This is a genomic window from Pseudomonas sp. 8_5_2 (assembly GCF_059295255.1).
Window position 1 is genome coordinate 2,104,163 of sequence record NZ_CM181238.1, and the last position, 25,480, is coordinate 2,129,642.

Below are 25,480 nucleotides of genomic sequence, written 5' to 3' on the forward strand. Positions count from 1 at the left end.
TAACGAATGTACCGATGCTATCAATAATAAAAAACACCCGCTAGTCGTCCGTTGAAAATCCTTTACTCGGCCCCGGGGCAGCACCTTTATATAAAGAGGTTAAGATTCAGTAGGTTAGCTCGAAAAAAAGTGTTGACAGGGTTTTTGGAATCAGTAGAATGCGCACCACACGACAGGCACATAGCTCAGTTGGTTAGAGCACCACCTTGACATGGTGGGGGTCGTTGGTTCGAGTCCAATTGTGCCTACCAAATCGAAGAAGGGATGATCCGCAAGGGTCATCCCTTTTTTCATTGTCCCGTTTATCGGGCAATGCGACTGCGATTGAAGGGTGATGCGCTGGCAGTCGAAAGTTTTTGATTTTTCTGAAAAAAAAGCTTTACAGGTACGCATTCGATCACTAATATGCGCACCACACGACAGGCACATAGCTCAGTTGGTTAGAGCACCACCTTGACATGGTGGGGGTCGTTGGTTCGAGTCCAATTGTGCCTACCAAATCCGAAAAGGGCGATCAGAAATGATCGCCCTTTTTGCATGTGCGCTCGTAGCAGCGTGTAACCTTTGGTCGCGGTTCCCGGCACTGCCTGCATGCTAGAATCCGCCCCTTCGAATCTGGAGGTACACGCGTGCGCAAACTGGCTGTGGTAATGGCAGTGCTCGCCCTGGCGGGCTGTGAGAACGAGGTCGAAGGCGTACACAAGCAGGTGGCCGAACACCTGCACAACCCCAAGACGGCCAAGTTCGGCAACGTACGCATCGATACCCAGGGCACCATCTGCGGCCAGGTCCGCGGCAAGGATGATGCCGGGCAGTACGAGGCCTATCGCAGCTACGTGGCGATCAAGCGCGATGGCCAGTACGACATCATCGTCGACGACAGCGGCAATAACCTGCGCATTCGCGAGATCTGCGGTGGTGCCGATCTGCAGCGGCGCGCCGACGCGCTGGCTGACCAGCCGGCCCCGCAAGGCTGGGATGTAGAAGTGGTCCAGGGCGCCAACATGGGCGCGCTCAGCGACATGACCGCACGCCTGATCGAAAAGGGCATCCCGTCCTCGGTTGAGTACCGCAACGGCAAGCCGGTGGTGCTGATGGGGCCATTCCCTACCCGCGAAGAAGCGCAGGCGCGCAGGGACGAGGTAATGGCCAAGCTGGGCACCGACTCGGTGGTCATCCAGCACGGCGTGGCCCGCTGATTTCGCGATCAATCTAGATAGTCTGCAGGTTCCCCGCTAATGCGACGGCGGCTGCGACGGTGAATGGCCGGGGGATATTAGCCAGCAGGCCCGGCCCTGTCGCGGCGGTTCGACGGCTGAAGGGATGTTGGCCAGCCGCTGGTCCTGACCGCAGCCAGTGCTTGCGACATTTTTCACACAAGTTTGGCTATGCTTGGGTTGGGAGATGCTGAACGGGGAGGGCCTCATGTCTACACTGGAGCGGGCCATTGCCGTGGCTGCCAGGGCGCATGAAGGGCAATACGACAAGGGTGGGGCGGCTTATATCCTCCACCCGCTACGCGTGATGATGCGGGTTGCCACACCTGAACAACGGATTGTCGCGGTGCTTCACGACGTGATCGAAGACACGCCGCTGACCTTGTCCGACCTGGCCCGCGAGGGCTTTGCGCTGAAGATCCTTGCCGCCTTGCTGGCGCTTAGCCGCCGCGAGGGCGAAGCTTACCAGGACTTCGTGGTGCGCCTGGGCGATGACCCGTTGGCGCGCAGCGTCAAACTGGCCGACCTGGCGGACAACAGTGATCTTTCGCGCATCGCTTCCCCAGGCCTTGACGACCTGGCGCGGCTGACCCGTTACCGCCAAGCCAGTGCCTATCTGCAGGCATTGGCGTGATGCTCAGCTGCAGGCATTGAGGTTGACCGGCCCGACAAACTCATTGCCACGCCCCATCAGGCAGGCCACTCGCTGGTTGCGTTGCTGCTCCCAGGCTTGCGGCGGGTAGGTCTTGTTCCAGGCTTCGAACAGCTGGCGGTCCTGTCTGGACAGGCGCAGGTTGTATTGCTTGCTCATGTAGAAATAGGTGCGCGCGATCATGCCGCGGATAGACGGGCGCGGCATGACTTTCTTCGCCTTGAAGTCGACCTGGGTCAGGCAGCTGCCATATTGCCCGCGCTGTTCGGGCAACCAGCCGAAACTGTAGTTGCTGCGGTCGCCGTTGACCTCGCCGATGCTGGGCACCAGGTTGTGCAGGTCGGCCTCGGCGCGCTTGTACGCCTCGTCATGCTGCGAACACTGCTTGCGCCCACCGTTCTGCCAGCACTGGCGCTGGTGGCCGATCTGCCAGGCCGGCACGATGTGCTCCCACTCGATGCGCGCTGCGCGCTGGGCATTCTTGCGCGGGGTGTAGCCGCACGACGCCAGGTCGACCTTGTTGCCCTTGTACTTGCAGCCGCAATAGAACTCGGTCGATTGTGGCGCGTACAACTTCCAGGCGACCTTCTTCGCCTCCTGGAAGGTGCGCGGCGCGTCGGCTTGCACAAATGGGGTGATCAATAACAGGCAGGCTGCCGCGAAAAACGAAACTCTCATGCGTGGTCAGTCTTCCTTTGGCACGGTCCAGAAGATCTGCACGCCGCCATCATCGCGGTGGGCGAGGGTGACATTGTCGTTTTCGGCAATCTCCTCGAGCAGGGTTTCCCAGTCTTCCGGGGTTTCCTGTTCCAGGCGATAGATCAGCGCCGCACGGCTGCGCTGGGCGGTGGGGCTGTTGATGATCTTCTGGATGCGTACACCCAGCTGTTCATAGCTGCTTGGGGTGGCAGAGGCGGTCCTGGACACAGGCATTTCCTTGTTTTGCTGTATGCGCATACAGTATTTCACTGTAAGTAATTTCGCAACAGCCTGTCAGGCGAAAACCTTGCTCAAGCCTGGGCCGGACCGTGGGCGGCTGTATCCCGCGTATTCCACAGGGTTCCTCATCGTCGGGTTCTGATTCAGCAGCGAGCAAAAAAGCGGATTGCCATGGACCCGACCATGATCCTGGCAGGCAAGTGTGTGTGGCGCTGGCGAGCCTCAGTGTTCAGCGCGGCGCGGCGGTGGTGCCGCGCACGATCAGCTCGACCGGCAGGCACTCGCTTTGCGGAGCCTGACCGCTGCGGATCCACTGTAACAAGGTACTGGCGGCACGCTGGCCAAGCTCGTAGGTAGGCAGTAACACGGTCGTCACTCCCGGGGTGACCTGTGCGGTGAGGGGCAGGTTGTCGCACCCGACAATGGACAGGTCCGCCGGGACCTCAAGCCCCAAAGCCTGGGCTTCGAACAGGCAGCCCACGCTGAGCACATCATTGCCGCAGAACACCGCCGTCGGACGCTGGTTCAGCTGCAGCAGCTGGTTGAGCCCGGCACGGCCGCCTTCGAAGCCGAACGGCTGCTCGACGATGTTGCCGTCGGGCAGGGTGCAACCGGCAACGGCCAAGGTTTCACGGAACCCGGCCAGGCGCGCGCGGGCCCGATCGTTATGGCGAAAGAAACCCGAGATCACGCCCATCTGCCGATGGCCGAGGCGTAACAGGTGCTCGGCAGCCAGCTGGCCGATACGGTAGTTGTCGAAGGCCAGCGACGGCTGGGTAGGGTGGCTGGCCCAGGTCACCAGCAGGCGTACGTCATGCGCACGCACCATCTCCCACACCGGCTGGGGATGGTCCGCACCCACCAGCACCAGGCCATCGATTGCCTGGCCAAGCAGGGCCCGCACCAGCTCCAGCTCGGCGTTGGGGTTGTATTCGTGGGTTGCCAGCAGCAACTGGTAACCCTCGTTGGCCAGGGTGGTCTGCAGGCCTTGCACTGCGCGGGCGAAAATGGCGTTGTCGAGCGTGGGCATGATAGCGCCGATGATCCGTGCACGCCCCGAGGCCAGTGCCCGGGCCGAGCCGTCGGGCAGGTAGCCAAGGCGCTCGATCGCGTGCTGGATTTTTTCCCGGGTGTCGGCACGCACCAGCTGCGGGTTGGACAGCGCGCGGGAAACCGTGGCGGGGGAGACACCGGCCAGGGCGGCTACATCATGCAGGCGGGGGCGTGAATTCATGGCGGTCTGGTAAGTGAGCGGTACCTGACAATACAACCATTCGGCACTTTTTTCCCAATGTTCTTGATCTTGGCGGAGCAGAGGCTACGTTGAATGAAAGCGCTTTCATTTCTTTGCAAGAACATTTGCCGGAGACACCATGACCATCACTTACCTCAAGCAGGCCAGCAAATCTGCCGACGCCAACACAGCCGAAGCACAGCGGGTGGTAACCGAAATGCTCGAAGACATCCAGCGGCGCGGCGAGGACGCGGTGCGCGACTATGCCCGCACGCTCGACAAGTGGCAGGGCGATATCGTGCTCAGCGATGCCGAGATCGACCGGCGAACTGCGCAGGTGCCCAAACGTGTTCGTGACGACATCGATTTCGCCGCGCGCCAAGTGTATGAATTTGCCTGCGCCCAGCGACGCTCCATCGAAGACCTTGAAGTGACCCTGCCATCCGGAGTAATTGCCGGGCAGCGGGTGATCCCGGTGAATGTGGTGGGCTGCTACGCACCGGCAGGGCGTTATGCGCATATCGCTTCGGCCTACATGGGGGTGGCCACGGCCAAGGCCGCCGGGGTAAGGACGGTGCTGGCATGTTCCAGCCCGTTTCTGGGAGAAAGCATCCACCCCTATGTGCTGTATGCCTTCAAGTCGGCCGGTGCCGACCTGATCATGACCCTGGGTGGGGTGCAGGCCATTGCCACCATGGCTTACGGCCTGTTCAGCGGCAAGCCCGCCGATGTCGTGGTGGGGCCCGGCAACAAGTTTGTCGCCGAGGCCAAGCGCGCCCTGTTCGGCAAGGTGGGCATCGATGTGTTCGCCGGGCCTTCGGAGGTGGCGGTTATCGCCGATGACAGCGCCGATGCGGCTATCGTGGCCAGTGACCTGGTGGGCCAGGCCGAGCATGGTCACGAGTCGCCGGCCTGGTTGTTCACCACTTCGCGCAGCCTCGCCCAGGCGGTGATGGCCAAGATACCGGAGCTGATCGAAGCCCTGCCGCCGGTAGCCCGCGATGCGGCGTTCTGCGCCTGGCGCGACTATGGCGAAGTGATTTTGTGCGACAGCCGTGACGAGGTGGTAGAGGTGTCCGACCGTTATGCCAGCGAACACCTGGAAGTGCACGCGCACGACCTTGGCTGGTGGCTGGACAACCTGACCTGCTATGGCTCGCTGTTCCTCGGTGAAGAAACCACGGTGGCCTTCGGTGACAAATGCAGCGGGCCCAACCATGTGCTGCCGACCAAAGGTGCAGCCCGCTACTCGGGAGGATTGTCGGTGCACAAGTTCCTCAAGACCTTGACCTGGCAACGCATGCCCCGCAGTGCTGTGCGCCAGATCGGCCAGGTGACGGCGCGCATCTCGCGCCTGGAGGGCATGGAGGCCCATGCGCGCACGGCCGATGACCGCCTGGCCAAGTACTTCCCGGGCGAAGGCTTCGATTGCGGTGAGCCGGTTACCCGCTGAAGCAATCGTCCCTGCTCATCTACCCATACCCGCTCGGGCGCTGGCCCGGGCGACAGGAGTGATGCATGAACCCGGCAGTAATGTTTGACCTGCAAGGCCGCACCGCGCTGGTGACCGGGGGCGGTAGCGGCATCGGCGCGCTGATGGCCCAGGCACTGGGGTCTGCGGGCGCCCGTGTGGTGTTGATGGCGCGTAGCGAAGCAGCCTTGCAGCAGCAGGTTGCGCACTTGCAACAGGCCGATATCGAAGCCAGTTACCGATGCTGCGACCTGACCTGCGTGGATGACCTGCAAGCGGCGGCGCGGTCACTCGGCACGGTGGACATCCTGGTCAATGCCGCTGGCGTCAATCGCCGTGAACCCTTCGAGCAGGTAAGCCCGCAGACCTGGGATGAGCAGTTGGCCCTGCACCTGAAAGCGCCGTTCTTCCTGGCACAGGCTCTGGCCCCAGGCATGGCCGACAGCGGTTGGGGGCGCATCATCAACATTGCGTCGCTGCAGTCCAGCCGCGCCTTCGCCGACAGTGCGCCATACGGCGCCGGTAAAGGCGGCATCGTCCAGCTTACCCGCGCGATCGCCCAACGTTGGTCGCGTCACGGCATCACCTGCAATGCCATCGGCCCGGGGTTCTTTCCTACCGCCTTGACGGCTCAGGTGTTCGCCGACCAGGCATTGGCCCAGCGCCATGCCGAACGCACATGCATCGGGCGCAACGGCAACCTCGAGGACCTGGTGGGTGCCACGCTGTTCTTTGCCAGCAATGCCAGCAGCTACGTCACCGGCCAGACGTTGATGGTCGATGGTGGCTACACCGCCAATTAACCAGGCCGCCCAGCAGGCGGCCACAACCGGTTCGACCGTGGAGATAACAACAATGACTTCCACTGCGCCTGCCTCATCCAACCTGCGTCGTGCCACGATCTCGAGCGTGCTTGGCTCGGTGATCGAATGGTATGACTTCTTCCTGTATGGGGTCGTTGCCGGCCTGGTACTGAACAAGCTGTACTTTCCCGCCGACGACCCATTGATCTCGGTACTGTTGTCCTATGGCGTATTCGCCGTGGGGTTTATCGCGCGGCCGGTCGGCGGCATTGTCTTCGGCCATTTTGGTGACACCTTGGGCCGCAAGAAAATGCTCATCATCACCCTGGCGTTGATGGGCGGTGCCACGGTCGTTATCGGCCTGATCCCGACCTACGATCAGGTCGGCGTGCTGGCGCCCATCCTGCTGCTGGTGTGCCGCATCCTGCAGGGCATCGGCCTGGGCGGGGAGTGGGGTGGTTCGGTGCTGATGACCTACGAGTCGGCGCCGCCGGCGCGCCGCGGGTTCTACGCCAGCCTGCCGCAGATCGGCATGTCGCTGGGCCTGGTCATTGCATCGGGGGTGATCGGCCTGCTGTCCTGGTTGCTCAGCGATGAGCAGTTCATGAGCTGGGGCTGGCGTTGCGCATTCCTGCTCAGTGGCGTGTTCGTGCTACTGGGCAGCTACATTCGCACCCACGTCAGTGAAACCCAGGACTTCAAGCAAACCCGCCCGCAGGCTGATGCCCCGGCCCGGCAGGCGCTGCCGATCCTGATCATGTTGCGGCGTTACCCGCGGATGATTTTCGCCTGCATGGGCGCGCGAATGATCGATGGGGTGTTCTTCAATGTGTTCGGGGTCTATTCGCTGAACTACCTGACGCAATCGCTGAACCTGCCGCGCACCAGTGCCTTGGTGGGGATCATGCTGAGCGCCTTGCTGATGAGTTGTTTCATTCCACTGTGGGGCCATGTGGCGGACCGTGTTGGCAAGGCGCGGGTGTATGGTGCCGGGGCCTTGCTGTCGGCCTTGTCGGTGTTCCCGGCGTTCTGGGTGATGCACAGCTTTTCCGGGCAACTGGCGCTGGTGTGGCTGGCGATCATCATCCCCTTCGGGATCTTCCATGCGGCCGTGTTCGGCACCATGTCGTCGTTGTTTTCGGAGTGCTTTGACGCCTCGGTGCGTTACACCGGCATTTCGTTCGTGTACCAGGTGGCCGGGGTTTTCGCGGGGGGCATGACACCCATCATCGCTGCATTGCTGACGGGCATGAACGCCGGCGATCCCTGGTTGCTGTGCAGTTACGTGCTTGGCATCGGCTTGCTCAGTGCCTGGTGCGCCCGCTGGATTGGCCGGCACCAGTCGCAGGGCATGACCGAGCCGGGTTACCAGCCTGCCCCGGCACGCTGAAGCGATGCAGGACCCCAACAACAAGGAGCAGCCATGAAAGCGCTTGTCTACACCCAACCGATGCAAATGCAGTTGCAGGAGCGGCCCTACCCGACGCTGCAGGCCGGGGAGGTAATCATCAAAGTGGCCGCTGCCGGTATCTGCGGTTCGGACCTGCACGCCTTCCACGGCCACGACCCGCGGCGCCAGCCGGGGCTGGTGCTGGGCCACGAACTGGCAGGCGTGGTAGTGGCAAGTGCCAGCCCGCGGCTGCAGGAGGGCCAGCGGGTTACCGCGAACCCGCTGATTACCTGCGGCAACTGCGAATATTGCCGTGCCGGGCGCGACAACCTGTGCGCCAACCGCAGCATGATCGGCATGAGCCGGCCGGGTGCCTTCGCCGAATTCCTGGCGATCCCGGCGGCGTCGGTGATCCACATTCCCGACAGCCTGTCGATGGTGCAGGCGGCAATCACCGAGCCTGCGGCCACTGCCCTGCATGCCATCAACCTGTCATTGCGTGTGCTGGCGCGGCCACTGCCCGAGCTGCGTACCCTGGTCATCGGTGGCGGTGCGGTGGGGCTGCTGGCTGCCCTGCTGTTGCGCAGCTATGGCTGCCGACGGGTGAGCATGGCCGAGGTAAACCCACTGCGCCGCGAGTCTGCCCACGAGCGTGCAGGCTGCGAGGTGTTCAACCCGCTGCAAGCGGATACCCCGGTCGACGCGTTCGACTACGTGATCGATGCGGTGGGGGCCAAAGCCACCCGTCACGCCGCGCTGCAGGCGATAAAGCCGGGCGGTGTGATCATGCACATTGGCTTGCAGGACTGGGCCAGCGAAATCGACATGCGCAAGCTGACGCTGGCCGAGGTGTCGCTGCTGGGTACCTACACCTACAGCATGGCCGACATGCATGCCACGGTACAGGCGCTGGAAGACGGGGCCTTCGGTGATCTGGGCTGGGTCGAGACGCGGCGCATGAGCGAGGGCGCGCAGGCCTTCGGCGACCTGCATGCGCAGCGCACGGCGTCGAGCAAGCTGGTGTTGTTGCCGGACGTCTGACAGGCAGCATGAGCCCGTCCCTGTGCGGTCGTTGCAGGCGCGGGCTTGTCGCGTGAATGGGGCGCAATGCACCCCAGGCTGGTGAGCTCAGGCGCACATTTGCAACGTATCCAGCAACGCCTGCGGCACTTCGATGAAGTCACTGTTGGCCTGCCGCTCGCGCATCCTCCGCTGCCCTGGCAAACGCACGCCAGGCTGCTCCAGCATGGCCGCGAACAACGCTTCGACATGGCTCAGGTAGCCCACCCCGAACCGTTGCGGGTCGATCAGCAACAACAGGTGAGCCACCCCCGGCGCGTCGCCTTGGGCATCGAAAAACGAGCTGGCCTGGAAACCGAAGTGGCTGCCTGTCAGGCCAGCCGTCAGCAACTCGACCATCAAGGCCAGCGCAGCACCCTTGGCATCGCCCATGGGCAGCATGCTGCCGGCCAGCGCAGCCGCCGGGTCGGTAGTGTCGTTCCCGACCTGGTCGATGGCCCAACCGGCCGGGATCGACGTGCCGGCCTGCCTGGCCAGCATCACCTTGCCGCGGGCAACTTTCGACAGCGACAGGTCGATGACAACAGGTGCGTCGTCCAGGCGGGGCGAGGCGAAGGCGATGGGATTGGTGCCGAACAACGGTGTGCGCCCGCCCCAAGGCGCCATTGCCGCTGGCGCATTGCTCAGGGCGAGGGCCAGCAAGCCTTCGCGCGCGGCCCGTTCTACCGGTTGCCCGGCCACACCGAAATGGTGCGAGCGGCTGATGGCCAATGCCGCGATACCCAGCCGCCGTGCCGTGGCCATCGCCGGGCCGAGCCCGGCATCGATGGCCGCGAAGGCCAGGCCGAAGCCAGCGTCAACCCGCACCACCGCGCCTTCGACCGACATATCTGGCACGGCCTTGGCGTCGACTTTGCCAGTGGCCATCTGTTCAAGGTAGAACGGCAAGCGCGACAGGCCATGCGATGGCAGGCCTTCGCATTCGGCCTGCACCAGGGCATAGGCGCAGCTCTGCGCGCTGCTTTGCGGCATGCCGGCGCCGAGCAGGGCCTGCACCGCCAGATCACGGGCACGTCGAACGCTGATTTGCACAGTCATGAATTGGCTCCTTGCAGGGGGTCATGATTTTTTCTGCGAAAGGTTCAGGGGGGCTTGATCAAGCGTCGGCAAGCGGCCAGGGGCGGCCAGTTCAGCGCGGGCCTGGGCGAGGTCGAGCTTGCCTTCCCAGCGGGCAATCGCCAGGGTGCCGACCACATTGCCCATCATGTTGGTCAGGGCCCGTACTTCATTGAGAATGCGGTCAATGCCCAGAATCAGCGTAATCGCCGCTACGGGAATGATGTCGTGGCTGGCCAGCGTCGCTGTCAGCACTATCAGGGCCGCACCGGCCACCCCGGCACCGCCTTTGGAGGTGATCAGCAAGATCACCAGCAGGCTCAGTTGCTGGCCCCACGACAAATCGATGTTCAACGCCTGGGCCAGGAACAGCGAGGCCATGGTCAGGTAGATGGCGGCGCCGTCGAGGTTGAACGAGTAGCCCGTTGGCAGCACCAGGCCGACCACCGACTTGTCGCAACCCAGCCGTTCCAGTTTCTGCATCAGCCGGGGCAACACCGACTCGGTGGTAGAGGTGCCCAGCACGATCAGCAACTCCTCGCGAAAGTACTTGAGCAGCGACCAGATATTGACCCCGCAGGCAAAACTGATCGAGCCCAGGACAATCCCGATGAACAGCAGGCTGGTGACATACAGGCAGACAATCAGCAGGCCCATCTGCTGCAGTGCACCGATGCCGTACTTGCCGATGGTGAAGGCCATGGCGCCGAACGCGCCGATCGGAGCCAGCCACATGATCATGCCGACGATGCGCAGCAGGGTTTCGCCAAACTGTTCGATCACCCGCGCGGCCAGCCGGCTGCGCCTGGACATGCCGGACAACGCCACGCCGAACAGCACCGAGAACAACAATACCTGCAGCAGGTTGCCGCTGGCGAAGGCGCCGACCACCGAGTTGGGGATCAACTGGGTGAGCAGGCTGGAAGACTCCTGCGCGTGTACCTGGTCCAGGTACTGCGACATGGCGCCACCGTCGAGGCTGGCCGGGTCGATGTTCATGCCGGCACCGGGCTGCACCAGGTTGGCGATGATCATGCCCAGCAGCAGCGCCAGGGTGGTCACCACTTCGAAGTACATGAAGGTCTTGAAACCGACCTTGCCCAGCTCCTTCAGGCTTTCCATGCGCGCGATGCCGATGGCCACGGTGCAGAAGATCACCAGGGTGATGAGCATCTTGATCAGGCGGATGAAGGTATCACCCAGGGGCTTCATCTCGACCCCGAGCGAGGGCCAGCAGTAGCCGAGAAGAATACCGGCGATCAGGCCGATGACTACCTGGACATACAGGTTCTTGAGAATTTTCACGGTTGTTTCTCCATGAGCGTATACCCCACGCCAATCGCGCTGATCAGGGCAGGGAACAGGGTCTTTATTTTTGTAGGGCCCGGTGCAGGTCAGTACGGTCGTGGTGGTTGCGCGGGCTGGGGGAGAAACAGCGGAGGGGGAGGAGGAGTGGGGGCAGGGCGGAGCGGTTTCATGAAGGTCTCCATTTATGGTTGTTGTGAGACGTACTTCTTGAACGCAGGCAAAAAACCAACGCCGTTGCCCGTGGCAGGCAACGGCGTGGCCGGTCAGGCGCTTTCGAACAACCGGGTCAGCACGAACTCGCGGTGCCCCAGCGCTTCGGCGGCGGTGAAGCGCCCGTTGGCAGTGCGCATCAGCATGTCGAGCAGGCGGTCGCCCGCATCGTCCATGTTTATCTCGCGCCGCAGCAGGCCAGATACATCGACATCGATATGCTCACCCATGGTACGGAAGGTGCGCGGGTTGGCGCAGATCTTGATCACCGGCAAGATAGGGTTGCCGATGACGTTGCCCTGCCCGGTGGGGAAGAAATGCGCCACATACCCGGACGCTGCGCACAAGGTCACCATTTCGGCGGCGGCAGACGACGAGTCCATGAACCACAAGCCCGGCCCGGTGGGTTCCTCAGCCTTGTCCAGCACACCGTCCACCCGGCATTTACGGCCGATCTTCTGGATATTGCCCAAGGCTTTTTCCTCGATGGTGGTCAGGCCCCCCTCGATGTTGCCCTTGGTCGGTTGCGACTCGGACAGGTCGCTGGTTTTCCAGCGGTCGATCATGGCGCTGTAGCGGTCGAACATGAACTGGAATTTCTCCCGCACCGCCGGGGTGCTGCAACGCTCGGCGACCAGGTGCTCGCCGCCAGTCAGCTCTGATGTTTCGCCAAACACCAGGGTACAGCCCTGGGCGTACAACTTGTCGAAAGCGTTGCCGACGGTGGGGTTGGCGCCACAGCCGGAAGTGGTGTCGGACTCGCCACACTTGGTCGACACCCACAACTCGCTGATGTCGCATGCCTCGCGGCGCAGCTCGGTGGCGTACTGCACGAACTCGCGGGCCTTGCGCGAGGCGGCGCAGATGGTGTTGTGGTCGCCGTTCTGCTCGATCCAGAAGCCTTCCACCGGTTTGCCGGTGGCGCGGATACCCTCGACGACGCGTCGGGTCCAGCCTGGCTCGATGCCGATCACTACCACTGCTGCGACGTTGGGGTTGCAGCCGGTGCCGATCAGGGTGCGGAAGTGCAACTCCAGGTCCTCGCCGAACTGCAGCCGACCATAAGGGTGGGGCAGCCCGAGGGTGCCCTTGATGTTGTTGGCCACCGCTTCGGCAGCGGCATTGGAGATGTCGTCCACCGGCAGGATGATCACGTGGTTGCGAATGCCCACACGGCCATTGTCGCGGCGGTAGCCCAGGAAAGTGCGCCCGTTGAGTTCCATGCTTACCACCTCTTGGTTTTGACGTTGTGGACGTGGAGGTGCTCGCCTTCACGGATGGGCTTGACGACCCGGCCGATATCGACCCCGTACTTGATCACGGTATCGCCTTCCTGCAGGTCACGAATGGCCAGTTTGTGGCCGATCGGGATGGCGTCACGCACCACGAATTCCAGGGTCTGGTCCTGGTCCATGACCCAACCTGTCAACTTCTGGCCCGCCTGCACGCCTTCGACTACGACGACGCCGACAGCGTCGTCGGCGTCGTGGACGACAAAATCAATGCTCATTGTTGTTCTCCTGTGACGGTCATTCATATGCCGTAGGTCATGTATAGGACATAGGTTGTAGGATAGTCAAGGCGAGATGCTTTTTCCCTCGTTCGGGTTATACTCCAGCTCTACGAACTGCCGACGCCAGATGCCCATGAACGACGCCCTGCAAAATCCGCCCAAGGCCCCGACCTTTCAGCCGCTGTACATGCAGATCAAAGACTTGCTGATGGAGCGCATCCAGTCAGGGGAGTGGTCACCTGGCACGTTCATTCCCAGCGAGGCGGCATTGGCGACCACTTATCAGGTCAGCGTCGGCACGCTGCGCAAGGCGCTCAATGAGCTGGTGGCCGAGAATGTGGTGGTACGCCAGCAGGGCAAGGGAACGTCGGTTGCCACCCATGATGGTGACCATGCCTTGTTCCGTTTCTTCAATATCTGCCGCCCGGACGGCGAACGCTGCCTGCCGGTGTCGATCGTGCTGGGGCGCAAGGTACGCAAGGCCAGCGTGCAGGAAGCACAAGCGCTGGGCCTGCAGCCGGGGGCCAAGGTCATCCATATTTCGCGTATCCGCGAACTGGACGGCAAGCCAGCCATCTACGAAGACATCATCCTGTGTGCCGAGCGTTTCTTCGGCCTGGAGCGCCAGCCGGAAGTGCTGCCCAACACCCTCTACCGGCTATATCAGCAGCGCTTCGGGGCAACGGTGGCGCATGCCGATGAGCGTATTTTCGCTATCTGTGCCGATGCCGATCAGGCCCAGTTGTTGGGTCTGGAGCCAGGCGCGCCGCTGCTGCAGATCGTGCGCATTGCGCTGGATTACCAGGGCAGGGCAATCGAGAAGCGGCTGTCGGTGGTCAGCACCCAAGGCCACTGTTACATCAACAGGATCTAGGCCTGCGTTACCAAGACCCTTTGAATTCATCTATCTGCTTTCGTATACCGTGCCAGCCGCACGGTGGCGTTGCCCCGGGCGTGACCTGCAAAGGGTCGGCCTGGGTTTCAGGAAGTTTTGCATGTATCAAATCCCTTCTCGTTTACCCGCACGCACGGGCCTTGCCCTGTTTCTGGCAGGGGGCATGAATGCCGCTGGCCATGCCGCCCCCCGTGCCCCCGATGTGGTGGTCATGGACCCCATGGTGGTCACCGGTGCCTATGCGCCCACCAGCAGCTTCGACTTGCCGTTTTCGGTCGATACCGTTGACCTGTCCAACGGCACCGACGGCCAGCTTGGCGTCAACCTGTCGGAAGTTCTGACCAAGGTGCCGGGGCTGGTGGTGCAGAACCGCCAGAACTACGCCCAGGACCTGCAGATTTCCTCGCGCGGCTACGGTGCCCGTTCAGCGTTCGGTGTACGCGGCATCAAGCTGCTGAGCGACGGTATACCCGCCAGCACCCCCGATGGCCAGGGGCAGGCGGCCACGCTCAACCTGGACGTGGCCGAGCGCATCGAGGTGCTGCGCGGCCCTGCCGCGACGCTGTACGGCAGCAATGCCGGTGGGGTGATCCAGATGTTCACCCGTGACGGCCAGGGGCCGGCCCGGGTCGGCGCCGAAACCACCTTCGGCAGCGATGGCAACAAGAACCACCTGTCTGCCGAAGGCGGTACCGACACCGCCGGTTTCGTCCTGGATGCATCGCGCATGGACACCGATGGCTACCGCGACCACAGTGCCGCGCGTCGCGATCAGACCTTCGCCAAGGTCAATTTCAAGCTCGACGATGACTCGCGCCTGGCGCTGATCTACAGCAGCCTGGAGCAGAACAACACGCAGGACCCGCTGGGGCAGACCTGGGACGCCTACAAACACGACCCGCGTTCAAGCGCCCCAGTGGCGGATACCTACAACACCCGCAAGAGCATCGATCATCAGCAGCTTGGCATAAACTACGAGCGCTATTTCGGCGATGCCACGCTGCAGTTCAACCTGTATGCGGGGCAGCGCAGTGTGGTGCAGTACCTGTCCATTCCCAGGGCAGTTGCCTCCAACAGCCAGCGCGGTGGCGGGGTGGTGGATTTTGATCGGCAGTTTCACGGTGGCACCCTGCGCTGGATCCAGCCGGTTGCCGCTGTGCCGGGCAACCTCACCTTTACCGTCGGCGCCGATTACGACCAGAGCAAGGACGACCGCCGCGGCTACCAGAACTTCAGCGGCGATCAGCTAGGCGTGAAGGGCGAACTGCGCCGTGACGAGCAGGACACCGCCACCAGCCTGGACCCGTACCTTCAGGCCCACTGGGAAATCGGCAACTGGACCAGCGAGCTGGGGCTGCGCTACAGCACGATGGAAATGCGGGTAGATGACCATTACCTGGCCAACGGTGATTCCAGCGGCTCGAAAAAGTACCAGCAGGCCACACCTTCGCTGTCGGTGATGTACGCGTTCACGCCTGACCTGCGTGGCTACGTGAGTGTTGGCAAAGGCTTCGAAACCCCCACGCAGGCCGAGATGGCCTATGCCCCGGGTACCGCCGAAAGCTTCAACTTCGGCCTCGAACCCGCCACCAGCATGCAGTATGAAATGGGCGTGAAGTACCGGCTTGGCGAACGCACGCGGCTGAATGCGGCGGTGTATGAGATTCGGACCGATGACGAAATCGTCGTCGACAGTTCAAAAGACGGCCGCACCAGCTATCGCAATGCCGGGCGTACTGTGCGGCGCGGTTTTGAGGCGAGCCTGCAGAGTGACCTGAGCGAGCAGTGGCAGACCACCCTGGTCTACACCCGCACCGATGCGCGCTACGCCGAGGATGTCAGTCAGACCATCGAAAGCGGTAACCGGTTGCCCGGTGTGCCGCTCGACAACCTGTATGGCGAGCTGCTGTGGAAGCCCGTCGCGTCCATCAGCATGGGTGTTGAAGGCCAGTACCGCAGCAAGGTCTACGTGGATGACAGCAACAGCGCCAAGGCGGCGCCGGCGTATGCCGTGTTCAACTGGCGCACGCGGTTCGAGCAGCATGTCGGGGCGTGGACGTTCCACCAGCTGGTGCGGCTGGACAACCTGTTTGACCGGCAGTACGTGGGGTCGGTGATTGTCGGCGACGGCAATGGGCGGTACTACGAGGCAGCGCCTGGGCGCTCCTGGTATGCGGGGGCGGGGTTGGAGTATCGGTTCCGGTAACGGTGTTGCTGACAGGTTTTGGGGCTGGCCCGGAATACTCCCCACCGGGCCGATCCAAGCGCAGTTTGACGAACAGAAGCTGCAGCAGTTGATGGAGTTGTTGAATGACCTGAAGCGTATCGAGCCTTGATTCCCCAGGCCGCTCCTGCTTCGACTGCATGGGTGTCAAGCCATCTGCAGTATCGGTGGGAGCCTGGCTTGCCAGCGCTCACCGGCGCAGCCGGTGCCATGCACTGCGATAATACAATCAAACTGATTCTGGAGCCTGTCCCATGAGCAACACGCAATTCCGCCAGCCTGTCGTGGCAGACGCCGAGCGCTGCTACGCCATCGAGATTGGCGCCTACGAGGGTGACGAAGCCGCCACCCTGGAAAAGATCCGCACCCGTATCAGCCAGTACCCGCAAGGCTTCCTGCTGCTCGAAGACTCGCAAGGCATCGTCGGCTTCATCAACAGCGGCTGCGCCCACCAGGTAGTGATGTCCGACGAAGCGTTCAAGGAACTGGTCGGCCACGACCCGCAGGCACCCAACGTGGTGATCATGTCGGTAGTGGTCGACCCGGCAGAACAGGGCAAAGGCTACGCCAGGTTGCTGATGAATGAATTCATCCAGCGCATGAAGGCGCAGGGCAAGCAGACCATTCACCTGATGTGCAAGGAACAGCACGTCGAGTTGTACCGCAAGATGGGCTATCAGTACGTACAGCCTTCGCCCTCTGACCACGGCGGCATGGCCTGGCATGAAATGGTCATGAACCTGCAGGGGTGAGACCCAGGGAAGCGGGGCACGAGGGTGCCCCGGCTTCCTTGGGTTAAGCGATCAATACTCCCAGAAGATCCGCTGCAGCTCTTTGCTGTCCTGGGTCTTGGTCATCGCCACCATCGCCAGAATCCGCGCCTTCTGCGGGTTCAGGTCATGGGCCACGACCCAGTCGTTCTTGTCATCGGGCTGCTCGGCGTTGCGCAGCACGAAGCCACCCTGGTTGACGTGGGACGAACGGATGATCTGCACGCCATTCTTGCGCAGTTCCTGCAGCGCCGGCACCACCCGCGACGACACCGAACCGTTGCCGGTACCAGCATGGATCAGCGCCTTGGCACCGCCCTGTGCCAGCGCCTTGTAGGCGGTGTCGGTGACGTTGCCATAGCCATAGGCGATGTCCACCTGCGGCAGGCTGCTGATCTGCTTGATGTCGAACTCGGAGTTGACCGTGTGGCGCTTGGCCGGCAGGCGGAACCAGTAGGACTTGCCTTCCACTACCATGCCCATCGGGCCCCAGGCGCTCTTGAAGGCTTCGGTCTTGATGTTGACCGATTTGCTGACATCACGACCCGACTGGATCTCGTCGTTCATGGTCACCAGCACGCCCTTGCCACGCGACTGCTTGTCGCCGGCCACGGCCACGGCGTTGTACAGGTTGAGCATGCCGTCTGCGGACATGGCGGTGCCCGGGCGCATCGAACCGACGACCACGATCGGCTTGTCGGTCTTTTCCACCAGGTTGAGGAAGAACGCGGTCTCTTCCAGGGTGTCGGTGCCGTGGGTGATGACGATACCGTCGACGTCGTTGCTGTCGGCCAGTTCGGCAACGCGCTTGCCCAGTTTCAGCAAGTCTTCGTTGGTGATGCTTTCGGAGGCGATCTGCATCACCTGCTCGCCGCGGACGTTGGCGATATCGGCCAGTTCCGGCACGCCGGCGATCAGCTTGTCGACGCCCAGCTTGGCGGCCTGGTAGGTGGCGCTGTTGGCGGCGCTGGCGCCAGCACCGGCAATGGTGCCGCCAGTGGCGAGGATGACCACGTTGGCCAGCTTCTGCTGGGTTTCGGCTTCTTTGGCCGAGGCGGTGGCGGGCAGGATCAGCAGCAGGGCGAGTGCGCTGGGGGCGAAGGTTTTCAGTGCGGCATTCATCGTTATTGTTCTCTCTTCCTAATGAGACGTTTGTTGTGTCGCCCCGTGTTTCAGGCACTTTTCATACCACACCGGAGCGTGCTGTCTGTAGGAGCGGCCTTGTGCCGCGATGGGCTGCGTAGCAGCCCCGACTTTCTTCGCTGAATCATCCATCCTGGGGCTGCTGCGCAGCCCATCGCGACACAAGGCCGCGCCTGCAAAGGCAAGCATTCCATTCGAGATTCCGAACAAGCATAGGAAAAGGTGTTCGGTTTTTCGGAAAAAATCTGGATAATCGGGCCAGCAGTGTTTTGGCCAACGATAGCCAAGCGGCATTGACAAACCACGGTCCTGTTACCATAGTTAGTCAACGCAAACGTTTGCGATCCGATAAAAAAACAAGATTCGGAGTCATCGTCCATGAAACTGCCGTTCCCCGGTCGTCTGCTGGCCCTCGCTGTCGTTTCCTCGCTGTCCCTCACCCTGCCGTTTTCCGCCGCCCACGCCGAAGACCCGCCCAAGGTCGCCCTGGTCATGAAGTCGCTGGCCAACGAATTCTTCCGCACCATGGAAGACGGCGCCAAGGACTACCAGAAAGCCCACCCCGACCAATTCGAGCTGGTCGCCAACGGCATCAAGAACGAAACCGACACCGGCGAACAGATCCGCATCGTCGAGCAGATGGTCAATGCCGGCGCCAAGGCCCTGGTTATTGCCCCTGCTGATTCGAAGGCGCTGGTATCGGCGGTCAAGAAGGCAATGGACAAGGGCGTGGTGGTGATCAACATCGACAACCGCCTGGACCCTGAGCTGCTCAAGAGCAAAGGCATCAGCGTGCCCTTTGTGGGCCCCGACAACCGCAAGGGCGCACGCATGGTCGGCGATTACCTGGCCAGCCAGAAGCTCAAGGCCGGCGACCAGGTGGGCATCATCGAAGGCGTGCCGACCACCACCAACGCCCAGCAGCGCACCGCCGGCTTCAAGGACGCCATGGATGCCGCGCAAATGCAGATCGTTTCGGTGCAGAGCGGCAACTGGGAAATCGACAAAGGCAACGCGGTTGCCGCGTCCATGCTCAACGAGTACCCCGACCTGAAAGCCCTGCTGGCCGGCAACGACAGCATGGCCCTGGGCGCCGTGTCGGCCGTGCGCGCCGCCGGCAAGGCCGGGCAGGTGCAAGTGGTGGGCTACGACAACATCAACGCCATCAAGCCGATGCTTGCCGATGGCCGCGTGCTCGCCACCCTCGACCAGGCTGCCAGTCAGCAGGCCGTTTACGGTATTCAGGCCGCGCTGAAAATGGTCAAGGGCGAGAAGCCCGATGTGGATGCCGACAATGTCATCCAGACCCCGGTCGAACTCATCACCAAGAAGCCCTGACGCTGCCAGGAGAAACGGCCATGCCGGCATCGGCCAATGAAGTGGTGCTCGCCGCCAGCGGCCTGGGCAAGACCTACGCCCAGCCCGTGCTGGGCGAGGTCAGCCTGAACCTGCGTGCCGGCGAAGTGCTGGCCCTGACCGGCGAAAACGGCGCCGGCAAGAGCACCCTGTCCAAGCTGATCAGTGGTCTGGAAACCCCCACCACCGGCCACATGCGCTACCGCGGCCAGGCCTATGCGCCCGGCAGCCGCAGCGAGGCCGAGCGCATGGGTATACGCATGGTCATGCAGGAGCTGAACCTGCTGCCGACCCTGACCGTGGCCGAGAACCTGTTTCTCGACAACCTGCCCAGCCGTTTTGGCTGGATCAGTCACAAGCGCCTGCGCCAGCTGGCCACCGCTGCCATGGCCCACGTCGGCCTCGACGCCATCGACCCGGACACCCCGGTCGGCGAGCTGGGCATCGGCCATCAGCAGATGGTCGAAATCGCCCGCAACCTGATCGGCGACTGCCATGTGCTGATTTTCGACGAGCCCACCGCCATGCTCACCGCGCGCGAGGTGGAGCTGCTGTTCACCCAGATCGAACGGCTGCGCCAGCGCGGGGTGGCCATCGTCTATATTTCGCACCGGCTCGAAGAGCTGCAGCGCGTGGCCCAGCGCATCGTCGTGCTGCGCGACGGCAAGCTGGTGTGCGACGAGCCGATCCAGCGCTACAGCAGCGCCGAGCTGGTCAACCTGATGGTCGGCCGCGAACTGGGCGAGCATATCGACCTGGGCCGCCGGCAGATCGGCGCGCCGCTGCTGAAGGTCGACAAGCTCAGCCGCGCTGACAAGGTGCGCGAAGTGTCGTTCGAGGTCAGGGCAGGGGAGATTTTCGGCATCTCCGGCCTGATCGGCGCCGGCCGTACCGAGCTGCTGCGGCTGATCTACGGCGCTGACCGTGCCGACAGCGGCAGCATCGCGCTGGGCCAGCCACTGCAGGCCGTAAAGATCGATTCGCCCAGGGCGGCGGTGCGGGCCGGTATTGCCTTGATTACCGAAGACCGCAAAGGCGAAGGCCTGCTGTTGACCCAGTCGATCAGCGCCAATATTGCCTTGGGTAACCTCGGCGCGGTGTCGCGCGCCGGTGTACTCGAGGGCGAGGCCGAGCGGGCCCTGGCCGAGCGCCAGATCCAGGCCATGCGCATCCGCAGTGCCGGCACCCACCAGGTGGTGGGCGAATTGTCTGGCGGCAACCAGCAGAAGGTGGTGATTGGCCGCTGGCTGGAGCGCGACTGCCAGGTATTGCTGTTCGACGAGCCCACCCGTGGCATAGACGTCGGAGCCAAGTTCGACATCTATGGCCTGCTGGCCGAATTGGCGCGCCAGGGTAAGGCGCTGGTAGTGGTGTCCAGCGACTTGCGCGAGCTGATGCTGATCTGCGACCGCATCGCCGTGCTGTCCGCCGGCCGCCTGATCGACACCTTCGACCGTGACCACTGGAGCCAGGACCAGCTGCTGGCGGCCGCCTTCGCCGGTTATCAGAAACGTGACGCGCTGCTGCATGATGCAGCCCCCAGGATGGACGCATGAAAACCACCCCGCTTGACAGCCAGGGCGCTACCCCCGTGCGCCGCAGTGGCAGCTACCATGGCCTGGGCACCTACCTGGGCCTGGCCGGCGCCTTGTTGGCGATGATCGTGCTGTTCTCGTTGCTCAGCAGCCATTTCTGGTCCTACAACACCTTCAGCACCCTGGCCAACCAGATCCCCGACCTGATGGTGTTGGCGGTAGGCATGACCTTTGTGCTGATCATTGGCGGCATCGACCTGTCGGTGGGTTCGGTGCTTGCGCTGGCGGCCTCGGCGGTAAGCGTGGCGATTCTGGGCTGGGGCTGGGGCGTGCTGCCTTCGGCGCTGCTGGGCATGGCCGTGGCCGCGCTGGCGGGCAGCATTACCGGCGCCGTCACCGTGGCCTGGCGCATTCCGTCGTTCATCGTTTCGCTCGGCGTGCTGGAAATGGCCCGTGGCCTGGCCTACCAGTTCACCGACTCGCGCACTGCCTATATCGGCGATGCCTATGCCTGGTTCTCCGACCCGGTCGCGTTCGGTATTTCCCCTGCGTTCATCATCGCCTTGCTGGTGATCGTGCTGGCCCATCTGGTGCTGACCCGCACCGTGTTCGGCCGCTACCTGATCGGTATCGGCACCAACGAAGAGGCCGTGCGCCTGGCCGGCATCGACCCGCGCCCGTACAAAGTGCTGGTGTTCGCCCTGATGGGCCTGCTCGCCGGCCTGGCCGCGCTGTTCCAGATATCGCGGCTGGAAGCGGCCGACCCCAATGCCGGCGCCGGCCTGGAGCTGCAGGTGATCGCCGCCGTGGTGATTGGCGGCACCAGCCTGATGGGCGGGCGCGGCTCGGTCATCAGCACCTTTTTTGGCGTACTGATCATTTCTGTACTGGCCGCCGGGCTGGCGCAGATCGGCGCCAGCGAACCCACCAAACGCATCATCACCGGGGCGGTGATCGTCATCGCCGTGGTGCTGGACACTTACCGCAGCCGGCGTGCAGCCCGGCGGAACTGAAACCATGGCAACCATCAAAGATGTCGCGGCACTGGCGGGTATTTCCTACACCACCGTGTCCCATGTACTGAACAAGACCCGGCCTGTCAGCGAGCAGGTACGGTTGAAGGTAGAAGCCGCCATCGTCGAGCTCGACTACGTGCCCAGTGCCGTGGCGCGCTCGCTGAAGGCGCGCAGCACGGCCACCATCGGCTTGCTGGTGCCCAACAGCGTCAACCCGTATTTCGCCGAGCTGGCGCGGGGCATCGAAGACGTCTGCGAACGCAACGGCTACTGCGTGATCTTGTGCAATTCCGACGACAACCCGCAAAAGCAGCGCAGCTACCTGCGCGTGCTGCTGGAAAAGCGCATCGACGGCCTGGTGGTGGCCTCGGTGGGCCAGGACAGCGACCTGCTGCAAAGCCTGGCCTGCGTGCGCACGCCTATGGTGATCGTCGACCGTGAACTGGAAGGCGTCGATGCCGACCTGGTGCGCATCGACCACGAGCAGGGCGCCTACCTGGCCACCCGGCACCTGCTGGAGCTTGGCCATCGGGACATCGCCTACATCGGCGGCCCCGCCGAAACCGGCGTCACCCAGCTGCGCCTCGGCGGTTTTCGCCGGGCCATGGCCGAAGCCGGGGTGCAAGTACAGGGCAGCCGCGTGCTGCACTGCGACTTCACCAGCCCCGGTGGCCATGCAGCGGCAGCCCGGGTGCTGGAGGGCGAGCGGCCCACCGCGATTTTTGCCGGCAACGACATGATCGGCTTTGGCGTGCTGCGTGCGGCGGCCGAACGCAATATCAACGTACCTGGCGAGTTGTCGGTGATCGGTTTCGACGACATCGAACTGAGCCGTTACGTGTACCCACCGCTGACCACGGTGGGCCAGTCGATTCGCGAGCTTGGCGAAAACGCCGCGTCGCTGTTGCTGGCGCGCATCGGTACGCCCCGCCAAGGCGCGGCAGAGCAACGCATCGTTGCCCCGCGCATTGTCTTGCGCGAGTCCACCGGGCCGCGCCCGGACCTGTTCAACGATTACCGCTAACGCTAAGGAAATGTCATGAATGCCAAGGTCGTGGTGGTCGGTAGCCTCAACATGGACCTGGTGGCCCGCGCGCAGCGCCTGCCCCGGGCCGGCGAAACGCTGCCTGGCGACAGTTTTTTCACCGTGCCGGGCGGCAAAGGTGCCAACCAGGCGGTGGCAGTGGCGCGGCTGGGCGGCAGCGTGGCGATGATCGGCAACGTGGGTGACGATGATTATGGCCGGCAACTGCACCGGGCCTTGTACGTCGAGGGCATCGACTGCCAGGGCGTCAGCACTTGCCCGGGGGTGTCCAGCGGGATAGCGCTGATTACCGTGGATGCCGCCAGTCAGAACTGCATCGTCATCATCCCCGGCGGCAATGGCCTGCTGACGCCACAATCGGTAAAGGCGTTTGATGCGTTGCTGCAGGCGGCCGAGGTGATCATCTGCCAGCTGGAGGTGCCCATGGATACCGTGGCCTGGACCCTGGCCAGGGGGCGTGAGCTGGGCAAGCAGGTGATCCTCAACCCCGCGCCCGCCACGGGCCCGTTGCCCGCGGACTGGTTCGCGCACATCGACTACCTCACCCCCAACGAGAGTGAGGCCGAGGCCCTGACCGGTATTGCGGTCACCGACCAGGGCAGTGCCCGGCGGGCCGGCGAGCGCTTGCTGCAACTGGGGGCGGGCAAGGTCATCATCACCTTGGGCGCGCAAGGGGCGTTGCGGGTGAGCGCCCAAGGCCATCAGCACTATCCGGCGCCGGTGGTGCAACCGCTGGACACCACTGCTGCCGGCGATACCTTCATCGGCGGCTTTGCCGCTGGCCTGGTGCGCGGGCTGGGGGAGGGCGAGGCCATCGCCTTCGGCCAGCGCGCAGCGGCCCTGTCGGTCACCCGCGCCGGGGCCCAGCCGTCCATTCCTTATCTGGCGGAGCTAGCGCCATGAAGAAAACCCCGCTGCTGAACGTTGCCCTGTCGCGGACCATTGCCGGCATGGGGCATGGCGATATTCTGGTGATCGGTGATGCCGGGTTGCCAGTGCCGCCGGGGGTCGAGCTGATTGACCTGGCCATCACCCCGGGGCTGCCGGATTTCGCCAGCGTGTTGCGGGTGGTGCTGAGCGAATTGCAGGTCGAGCGGCATGTGCTGGCGGAGGAGATGCAGAAAGTGGTGCCGCCGGCGCTGGTCGAGATCGAGCGCTTGAAGGGCAAGCTGGGCAAGCGGGAATGGCTGAGCCATGAAGAATTCAAGGTGCTGTCGCGCAGTGCCCGGGCGGTGGTGCGTACTGGGGAGTGTCAGCCCTATAGCAATATTGCGCTTGTTTCTGGTGTGACCTTTTGAAGGTGGGTGTTGGCCGTCGATCGCTGGCAAGGCAGTCCGTCAGGGATTGCATCAGGGCTGACAGGTGGTTACCGGAAAATATGCGGCGCCTGTCAGTCCCGATGCAGCCCAACCCGCTCAACGCCCGTTTGGCGCGATCGGAACAGCGGCATGCGAAGCAAACCGCTCGAACACCTGGTCGATAAAGCTGCGTGCCGCCTCGCTGCCGCGATCGCGCACCAGCAGGTCGACGGCAATCAATAGCAATTCCTCGGGGGTACTGGGGCTATAGGCGCTCTGGCCCTCGGCCCACCTGACCTTGATATCGGCATCGATGCTGTGGCTGCTCATGAAAGGCTCTCGCTTGCGGCCCGGGACGAAAGGGCGAACACCGGATCCTGATGTTCGCAGGAGGCATTGTGCCTTCACTTCCTAAAGTAAATCATGACTTTGCAGGGCAAACCAAGCGCCTCGTCAGTTAAGCGGTAAAATTCGGTCACGATTACCTTTCGCCTGACACGCCGGGTTGAGGCAGACTTGTCCGGTTTTGCAACCAACGCTTGGCGGAACTGTCGTATCAGGCAGTTCCCACACCGATTTAGGAGGATTCATGTTCCGTACCCGTGCTTTGTTGGCAACCCTGGCTGTGGCAGCTGTCCTGGCTGGTTGCAGCACTGGTGGCAGCGCTGGGGGTGGCAAGGCGCCAGAATCCCCAGCCGGCAACGATGGCCGCTGCGAAGCCAGCGGCGCCGATTTCGCCATCGGCAAGCAGGGCAGCGCCGAGCTGCTGGAGCAGGCACGCAAGGCCAGTGGTTCGCAGATGGCGCGCATTCTCAAGCCCCACGATGTGGTTACCCTGGAATATCGCTCCGAGCGTCTGAACCTGAATGTAAACGAGCAGGGCACCGTGACCCGCGTCAACTGCGGTTAAACTCGCAGCCTGGCTCCGCCCTCTGTATCAGTAGGAGCAGCCTCGAGCTGCGAAGAGGCCGGCACTGACCGACCATTATGTGCCGGCCATGTGGGCCACTTCGCAGCACAAGGCTGCTCCTACCAGCTCGGCGCCGGCTTCAGGGGCGGTGGCCCATAAAAAAACCCGCCACAAGGGCGGGTTTTTTCACAGCTTCCGAATTACTCCGGACGAACCTGTGCAGCCTGCATGCCCTTCTGGCCGCGCTCGGCGACGAAGGAAACAGTCTGGCCTTCTTTCAGGCTCTTGAAGCCGTCGGATTCGATGGCCTTGAAGTGAACGAACAGGTCGTCGCCGCCGCCTTGTGGGGTGATGAAGCCGAAGCCTTTCTCATCATTGAACCATTTGACGGTGCCGGTTTGGCGATTGGACATGG

General features: G+C 63.0%; 26 protein-coding genes and 2 tRNA genes. 18 read left to right on the plus strand and 10 right to left on the minus strand.

Annotation, left to right across the window (positions count from 1 at the left end):
* Positions 1-174: 174 nt before the first annotated feature.
* The 4 genes from AC5O5R_RS09675 to AC5O5R_RS09690 all read left to right on the plus strand — a co-directional run bounded on the left by AC5O5R_RS09675 (position 175) and on the right by AC5O5R_RS09690 (position 1,851).
* Positions 175-251, plus strand: a tRNA-Val gene (locus AC5O5R_RS09675).
* A 170-nt stretch (positions 252-421) separates the two neighbouring features.
* A tRNA-Val gene (locus AC5O5R_RS09680) sits at positions 422-498 on the plus strand.
* 131 nt (positions 499-629) lie between these two features.
* Entirely contained in the window at positions 630-1,199 is a 570-nt protein-coding gene (locus tag AC5O5R_RS09685) for an SPOR domain-containing protein (protein WP_172230717.1), read from the plus strand.
* 226 nt (positions 1,200-1,425) lie between these two features.
* Complete coding sequence (locus AC5O5R_RS09690) at positions 1,426-1,851, plus strand: GTP pyrophosphokinase (protein ID WP_172230720.1); 426 nt, start codon at positions 1,426-1,428, stop codon at positions 1,849-1,851.
* A gap of 3 nt (positions 1,852-1,854) precedes the next feature.
* Here AC5O5R_RS09690 and AC5O5R_RS09695 read toward each other — a convergent pair whose 3' ends face one another.
* From AC5O5R_RS09695 to AC5O5R_RS09705, 3 genes are all read right to left on the minus strand, one after another.
* Positions 1,855-2,547 (minus strand): endonuclease, encoded by a 693-nt coding sequence (locus AC5O5R_RS09695; RefSeq protein WP_172230723.1) that lies wholly within the window; start codon positions 2,545-2,547, stop codon positions 1,855-1,857.
* A 6-nt stretch (positions 2,548-2,553) separates the two neighbouring features.
* Positions 2,554-2,796, minus strand: a complete 243-nt coding sequence (locus AC5O5R_RS09700; protein WP_172230726.1) for a DUF1654 domain-containing protein — start codon at positions 2,794-2,796, stop codon at positions 2,554-2,556.
* A gap of 241 nt (positions 2,797-3,037) precedes the next feature.
* Positions 3,038-4,042: a LacI family DNA-binding transcriptional regulator gene (locus AC5O5R_RS09705; protein WP_172230729.1), complete on the minus strand. Its 1,005-nt coding sequence runs from the start codon at positions 4,040-4,042 to the stop codon at positions 3,038-3,040.
* A gap of 139 nt (positions 4,043-4,181) precedes the next feature.
* On the opposite strand from AC5O5R_RS09705, the gene hpsN reads away from it, so the two are divergent.
* The 4 genes from hpsN to AC5O5R_RS09725 all read left to right on the plus strand — a co-directional run bounded on the left by hpsN (position 4,182) and on the right by AC5O5R_RS09725 (position 8,747).
* Positions 4,182-5,495 carry a sulfopropanediol 3-dehydrogenase gene (gene hpsN, locus AC5O5R_RS09710; RefSeq protein WP_172286377.1) on the plus strand — a complete coding sequence of 438 codons (1,314 nt, stop codon included), beginning with the start codon at positions 4,182-4,184 and terminating at the stop codon, positions 5,493-5,495.
* Positions 5,496-5,560: 65 nt separating this feature from the next.
* Entirely contained in the window at positions 5,561-6,316 is a 756-nt protein-coding gene (locus tag AC5O5R_RS09715) for an SDR family NAD(P)-dependent oxidoreductase (protein ID WP_494515225.1), read from the plus strand.
* Positions 6,317-6,368: 52 nt separating this feature from the next.
* Positions 6,369-7,706 (plus strand): MFS transporter, encoded by a 1,338-nt coding sequence (locus AC5O5R_RS09720; protein ID WP_172231608.1) that lies wholly within the window; start codon positions 6,369-6,371, stop codon positions 7,704-7,706.
* Between the two features lie 33 nt (positions 7,707-7,739).
* Positions 7,740-8,747, plus strand: a complete 1,008-nt coding sequence (locus AC5O5R_RS09725) for an alcohol dehydrogenase catalytic domain-containing protein (protein WP_494515226.1) — start codon at positions 7,740-7,742, stop codon at positions 8,745-8,747.
* Between the two features lie 87 nt (positions 8,748-8,834).
* Here the strand turns inward: AC5O5R_RS09725 and AC5O5R_RS09730 are convergent, their stop codons facing one another.
* The 4 genes from AC5O5R_RS09730 to AC5O5R_RS09745 all read right to left on the minus strand — a co-directional run bounded on the left by AC5O5R_RS09730 (position 8,835) and on the right by AC5O5R_RS09745 (position 12,870).
* Complete coding sequence (locus tag AC5O5R_RS09730) at positions 8,835-9,824, minus strand: Ldh family oxidoreductase (protein ID WP_494515227.1); 990 nt, start codon at positions 9,822-9,824, stop codon at positions 8,835-8,837.
* Positions 9,825-9,845: 21 nt separating this feature from the next.
* A complete protein-coding gene (dctA, locus tag AC5O5R_RS09735; protein WP_172225365.1) occupies positions 9,846-11,147 on the minus strand; it encodes a C4-dicarboxylate transporter DctA in 1,302 nt (433 codons plus the stop codon).
* A 266-nt stretch (positions 11,148-11,413) separates the two neighbouring features.
* Positions 11,414-12,583 (minus strand): UxaA family hydrolase, encoded by a 1,170-nt coding sequence (locus AC5O5R_RS09740; protein WP_172225362.1) that lies wholly within the window; start codon positions 12,581-12,583, stop codon positions 11,414-11,416.
* Between the two features lie 2 nt (positions 12,584-12,585).
* Positions 12,586-12,870, minus strand: a complete 285-nt coding sequence (locus AC5O5R_RS09745; protein WP_172225359.1) for a UxaA family hydrolase — start codon at positions 12,868-12,870, stop codon at positions 12,586-12,588.
* A 136-nt stretch (positions 12,871-13,006) separates the two neighbouring features.
* Here AC5O5R_RS09745 and AC5O5R_RS09750 point away from each other — a divergent pair, with 136 nt between their 5' ends.
* The 3 genes from AC5O5R_RS09750 (at position 13,007) to AC5O5R_RS09760 (ending at position 16,744) form a co-directional block, all read left to right on the plus strand.
* Complete coding sequence (locus AC5O5R_RS09750) at positions 13,007-13,747, plus strand: GntR family transcriptional regulator (RefSeq protein ID WP_218583479.1); 741 nt, start codon at positions 13,007-13,009, stop codon at positions 13,745-13,747.
* Between the two features lie 130 nt (positions 13,748-13,877).
* Positions 13,878-15,974 (plus strand): TonB-dependent receptor family protein, encoded by a 2,097-nt coding sequence (locus tag AC5O5R_RS09755; RefSeq protein ID WP_494515462.1) that lies wholly within the window; start codon positions 13,878-13,880, stop codon positions 15,972-15,974.
* Positions 15,975-16,246: 272 nt separating this feature from the next.
* Complete coding sequence (locus AC5O5R_RS09760) at positions 16,247-16,744, plus strand: GNAT family N-acetyltransferase (RefSeq protein ID WP_172286383.1); 498 nt, start codon at positions 16,247-16,249, stop codon at positions 16,742-16,744.
* Between the two features lie 51 nt (positions 16,745-16,795).
* Here AC5O5R_RS09760 and AC5O5R_RS09765 read toward each other — a convergent pair whose 3' ends face one another.
* Positions 16,796-17,884 (minus strand): asparaginase, encoded by a 1,089-nt coding sequence (locus AC5O5R_RS09765; RefSeq protein ID WP_172225350.1) that lies wholly within the window; start codon positions 17,882-17,884, stop codon positions 16,796-16,798.
* A gap of 399 nt (positions 17,885-18,283) precedes the next feature.
* On the opposite strand from AC5O5R_RS09765, the gene AC5O5R_RS09770 reads away from it, so the two are divergent.
* The 6 genes from AC5O5R_RS09770 to rbsD are packed head-to-tail and all read left to right on the plus strand — an operon-like array spanning position 18,284 to position 24,155.
* On the plus strand, positions 18,284-19,243 hold the full coding sequence (locus AC5O5R_RS09770) for a sugar ABC transporter substrate-binding protein (protein WP_494515228.1): 960 nt from the start codon (positions 18,284-18,286) through the stop codon (positions 19,241-19,243).
* A gap of 20 nt (positions 19,244-19,263) precedes the next feature.
* Positions 19,264-20,817, plus strand: coding sequence for a sugar ABC transporter ATP-binding protein (locus AC5O5R_RS09775; protein ID WP_494515229.1), 1,554 nt, complete (start codon positions 19,264-19,266; stop codon positions 20,815-20,817).
* A complete protein-coding gene (locus AC5O5R_RS09780; protein WP_172225341.1) occupies positions 20,814-21,809 on the plus strand; it encodes an ABC transporter permease in 996 nt (331 codons plus the stop codon). The genes AC5O5R_RS09775 and AC5O5R_RS09780 overlap by 4 nt, the downstream gene beginning before the upstream one ends.
* Positions 21,810-21,813: 4 nt before the next feature.
* Positions 21,814-22,836, plus strand: a complete 1,023-nt coding sequence (locus AC5O5R_RS09785; protein ID WP_172225339.1) for a LacI family DNA-binding transcriptional regulator — start codon at positions 21,814-21,816, stop codon at positions 22,834-22,836.
* 15 nt (positions 22,837-22,851) lie between these two features.
* Positions 22,852-23,760 (plus strand): ribokinase, encoded by a 909-nt coding sequence (gene rbsK, locus AC5O5R_RS09790; protein WP_172225336.1) that lies wholly within the window; start codon positions 22,852-22,854, stop codon positions 23,758-23,760.
* Positions 23,757-24,155: a D-ribose pyranase gene (rbsD, locus tag AC5O5R_RS09795; RefSeq protein ID WP_172225333.1), complete on the plus strand. Its 399-nt coding sequence runs from the start codon at positions 23,757-23,759 to the stop codon at positions 24,153-24,155. The genes rbsK and rbsD overlap by 4 nt, the downstream gene beginning before the upstream one ends.
* Positions 24,156-24,272: 117 nt before the next feature.
* Here the strand turns inward: rbsD and AC5O5R_RS09800 are convergent, their stop codons facing one another.
* The gene (locus AC5O5R_RS09800; RefSeq protein WP_172225311.1) at positions 24,273-24,485 is read right to left on the minus strand and encodes a hypothetical protein; all 213 of its coding nucleotides are present in this window, start codon (positions 24,483-24,485) and stop codon (positions 24,273-24,275) included.
* A gap of 259 nt (positions 24,486-24,744) precedes the next feature.
* Here AC5O5R_RS09800 and AC5O5R_RS09805 point away from each other — a divergent pair, with 259 nt between their 5' ends.
* Positions 24,745-25,065, plus strand: coding sequence for an I78 family peptidase inhibitor (locus tag AC5O5R_RS09805; protein ID WP_172285951.1), 321 nt, complete (start codon positions 24,745-24,747; stop codon positions 25,063-25,065).
* Positions 25,066-25,265: 200 nt separating this feature from the next.
* Here the strand turns inward: AC5O5R_RS09805 and AC5O5R_RS09810 are convergent, their stop codons facing one another.
* Complete coding sequence (locus tag AC5O5R_RS09810; protein WP_012273095.1) at positions 25,266-25,478, minus strand: cold-shock protein; 213 nt, start codon at positions 25,476-25,478, stop codon at positions 25,266-25,268.
* Positions 25,479-25,480 lie beyond the last annotated feature (2 nt).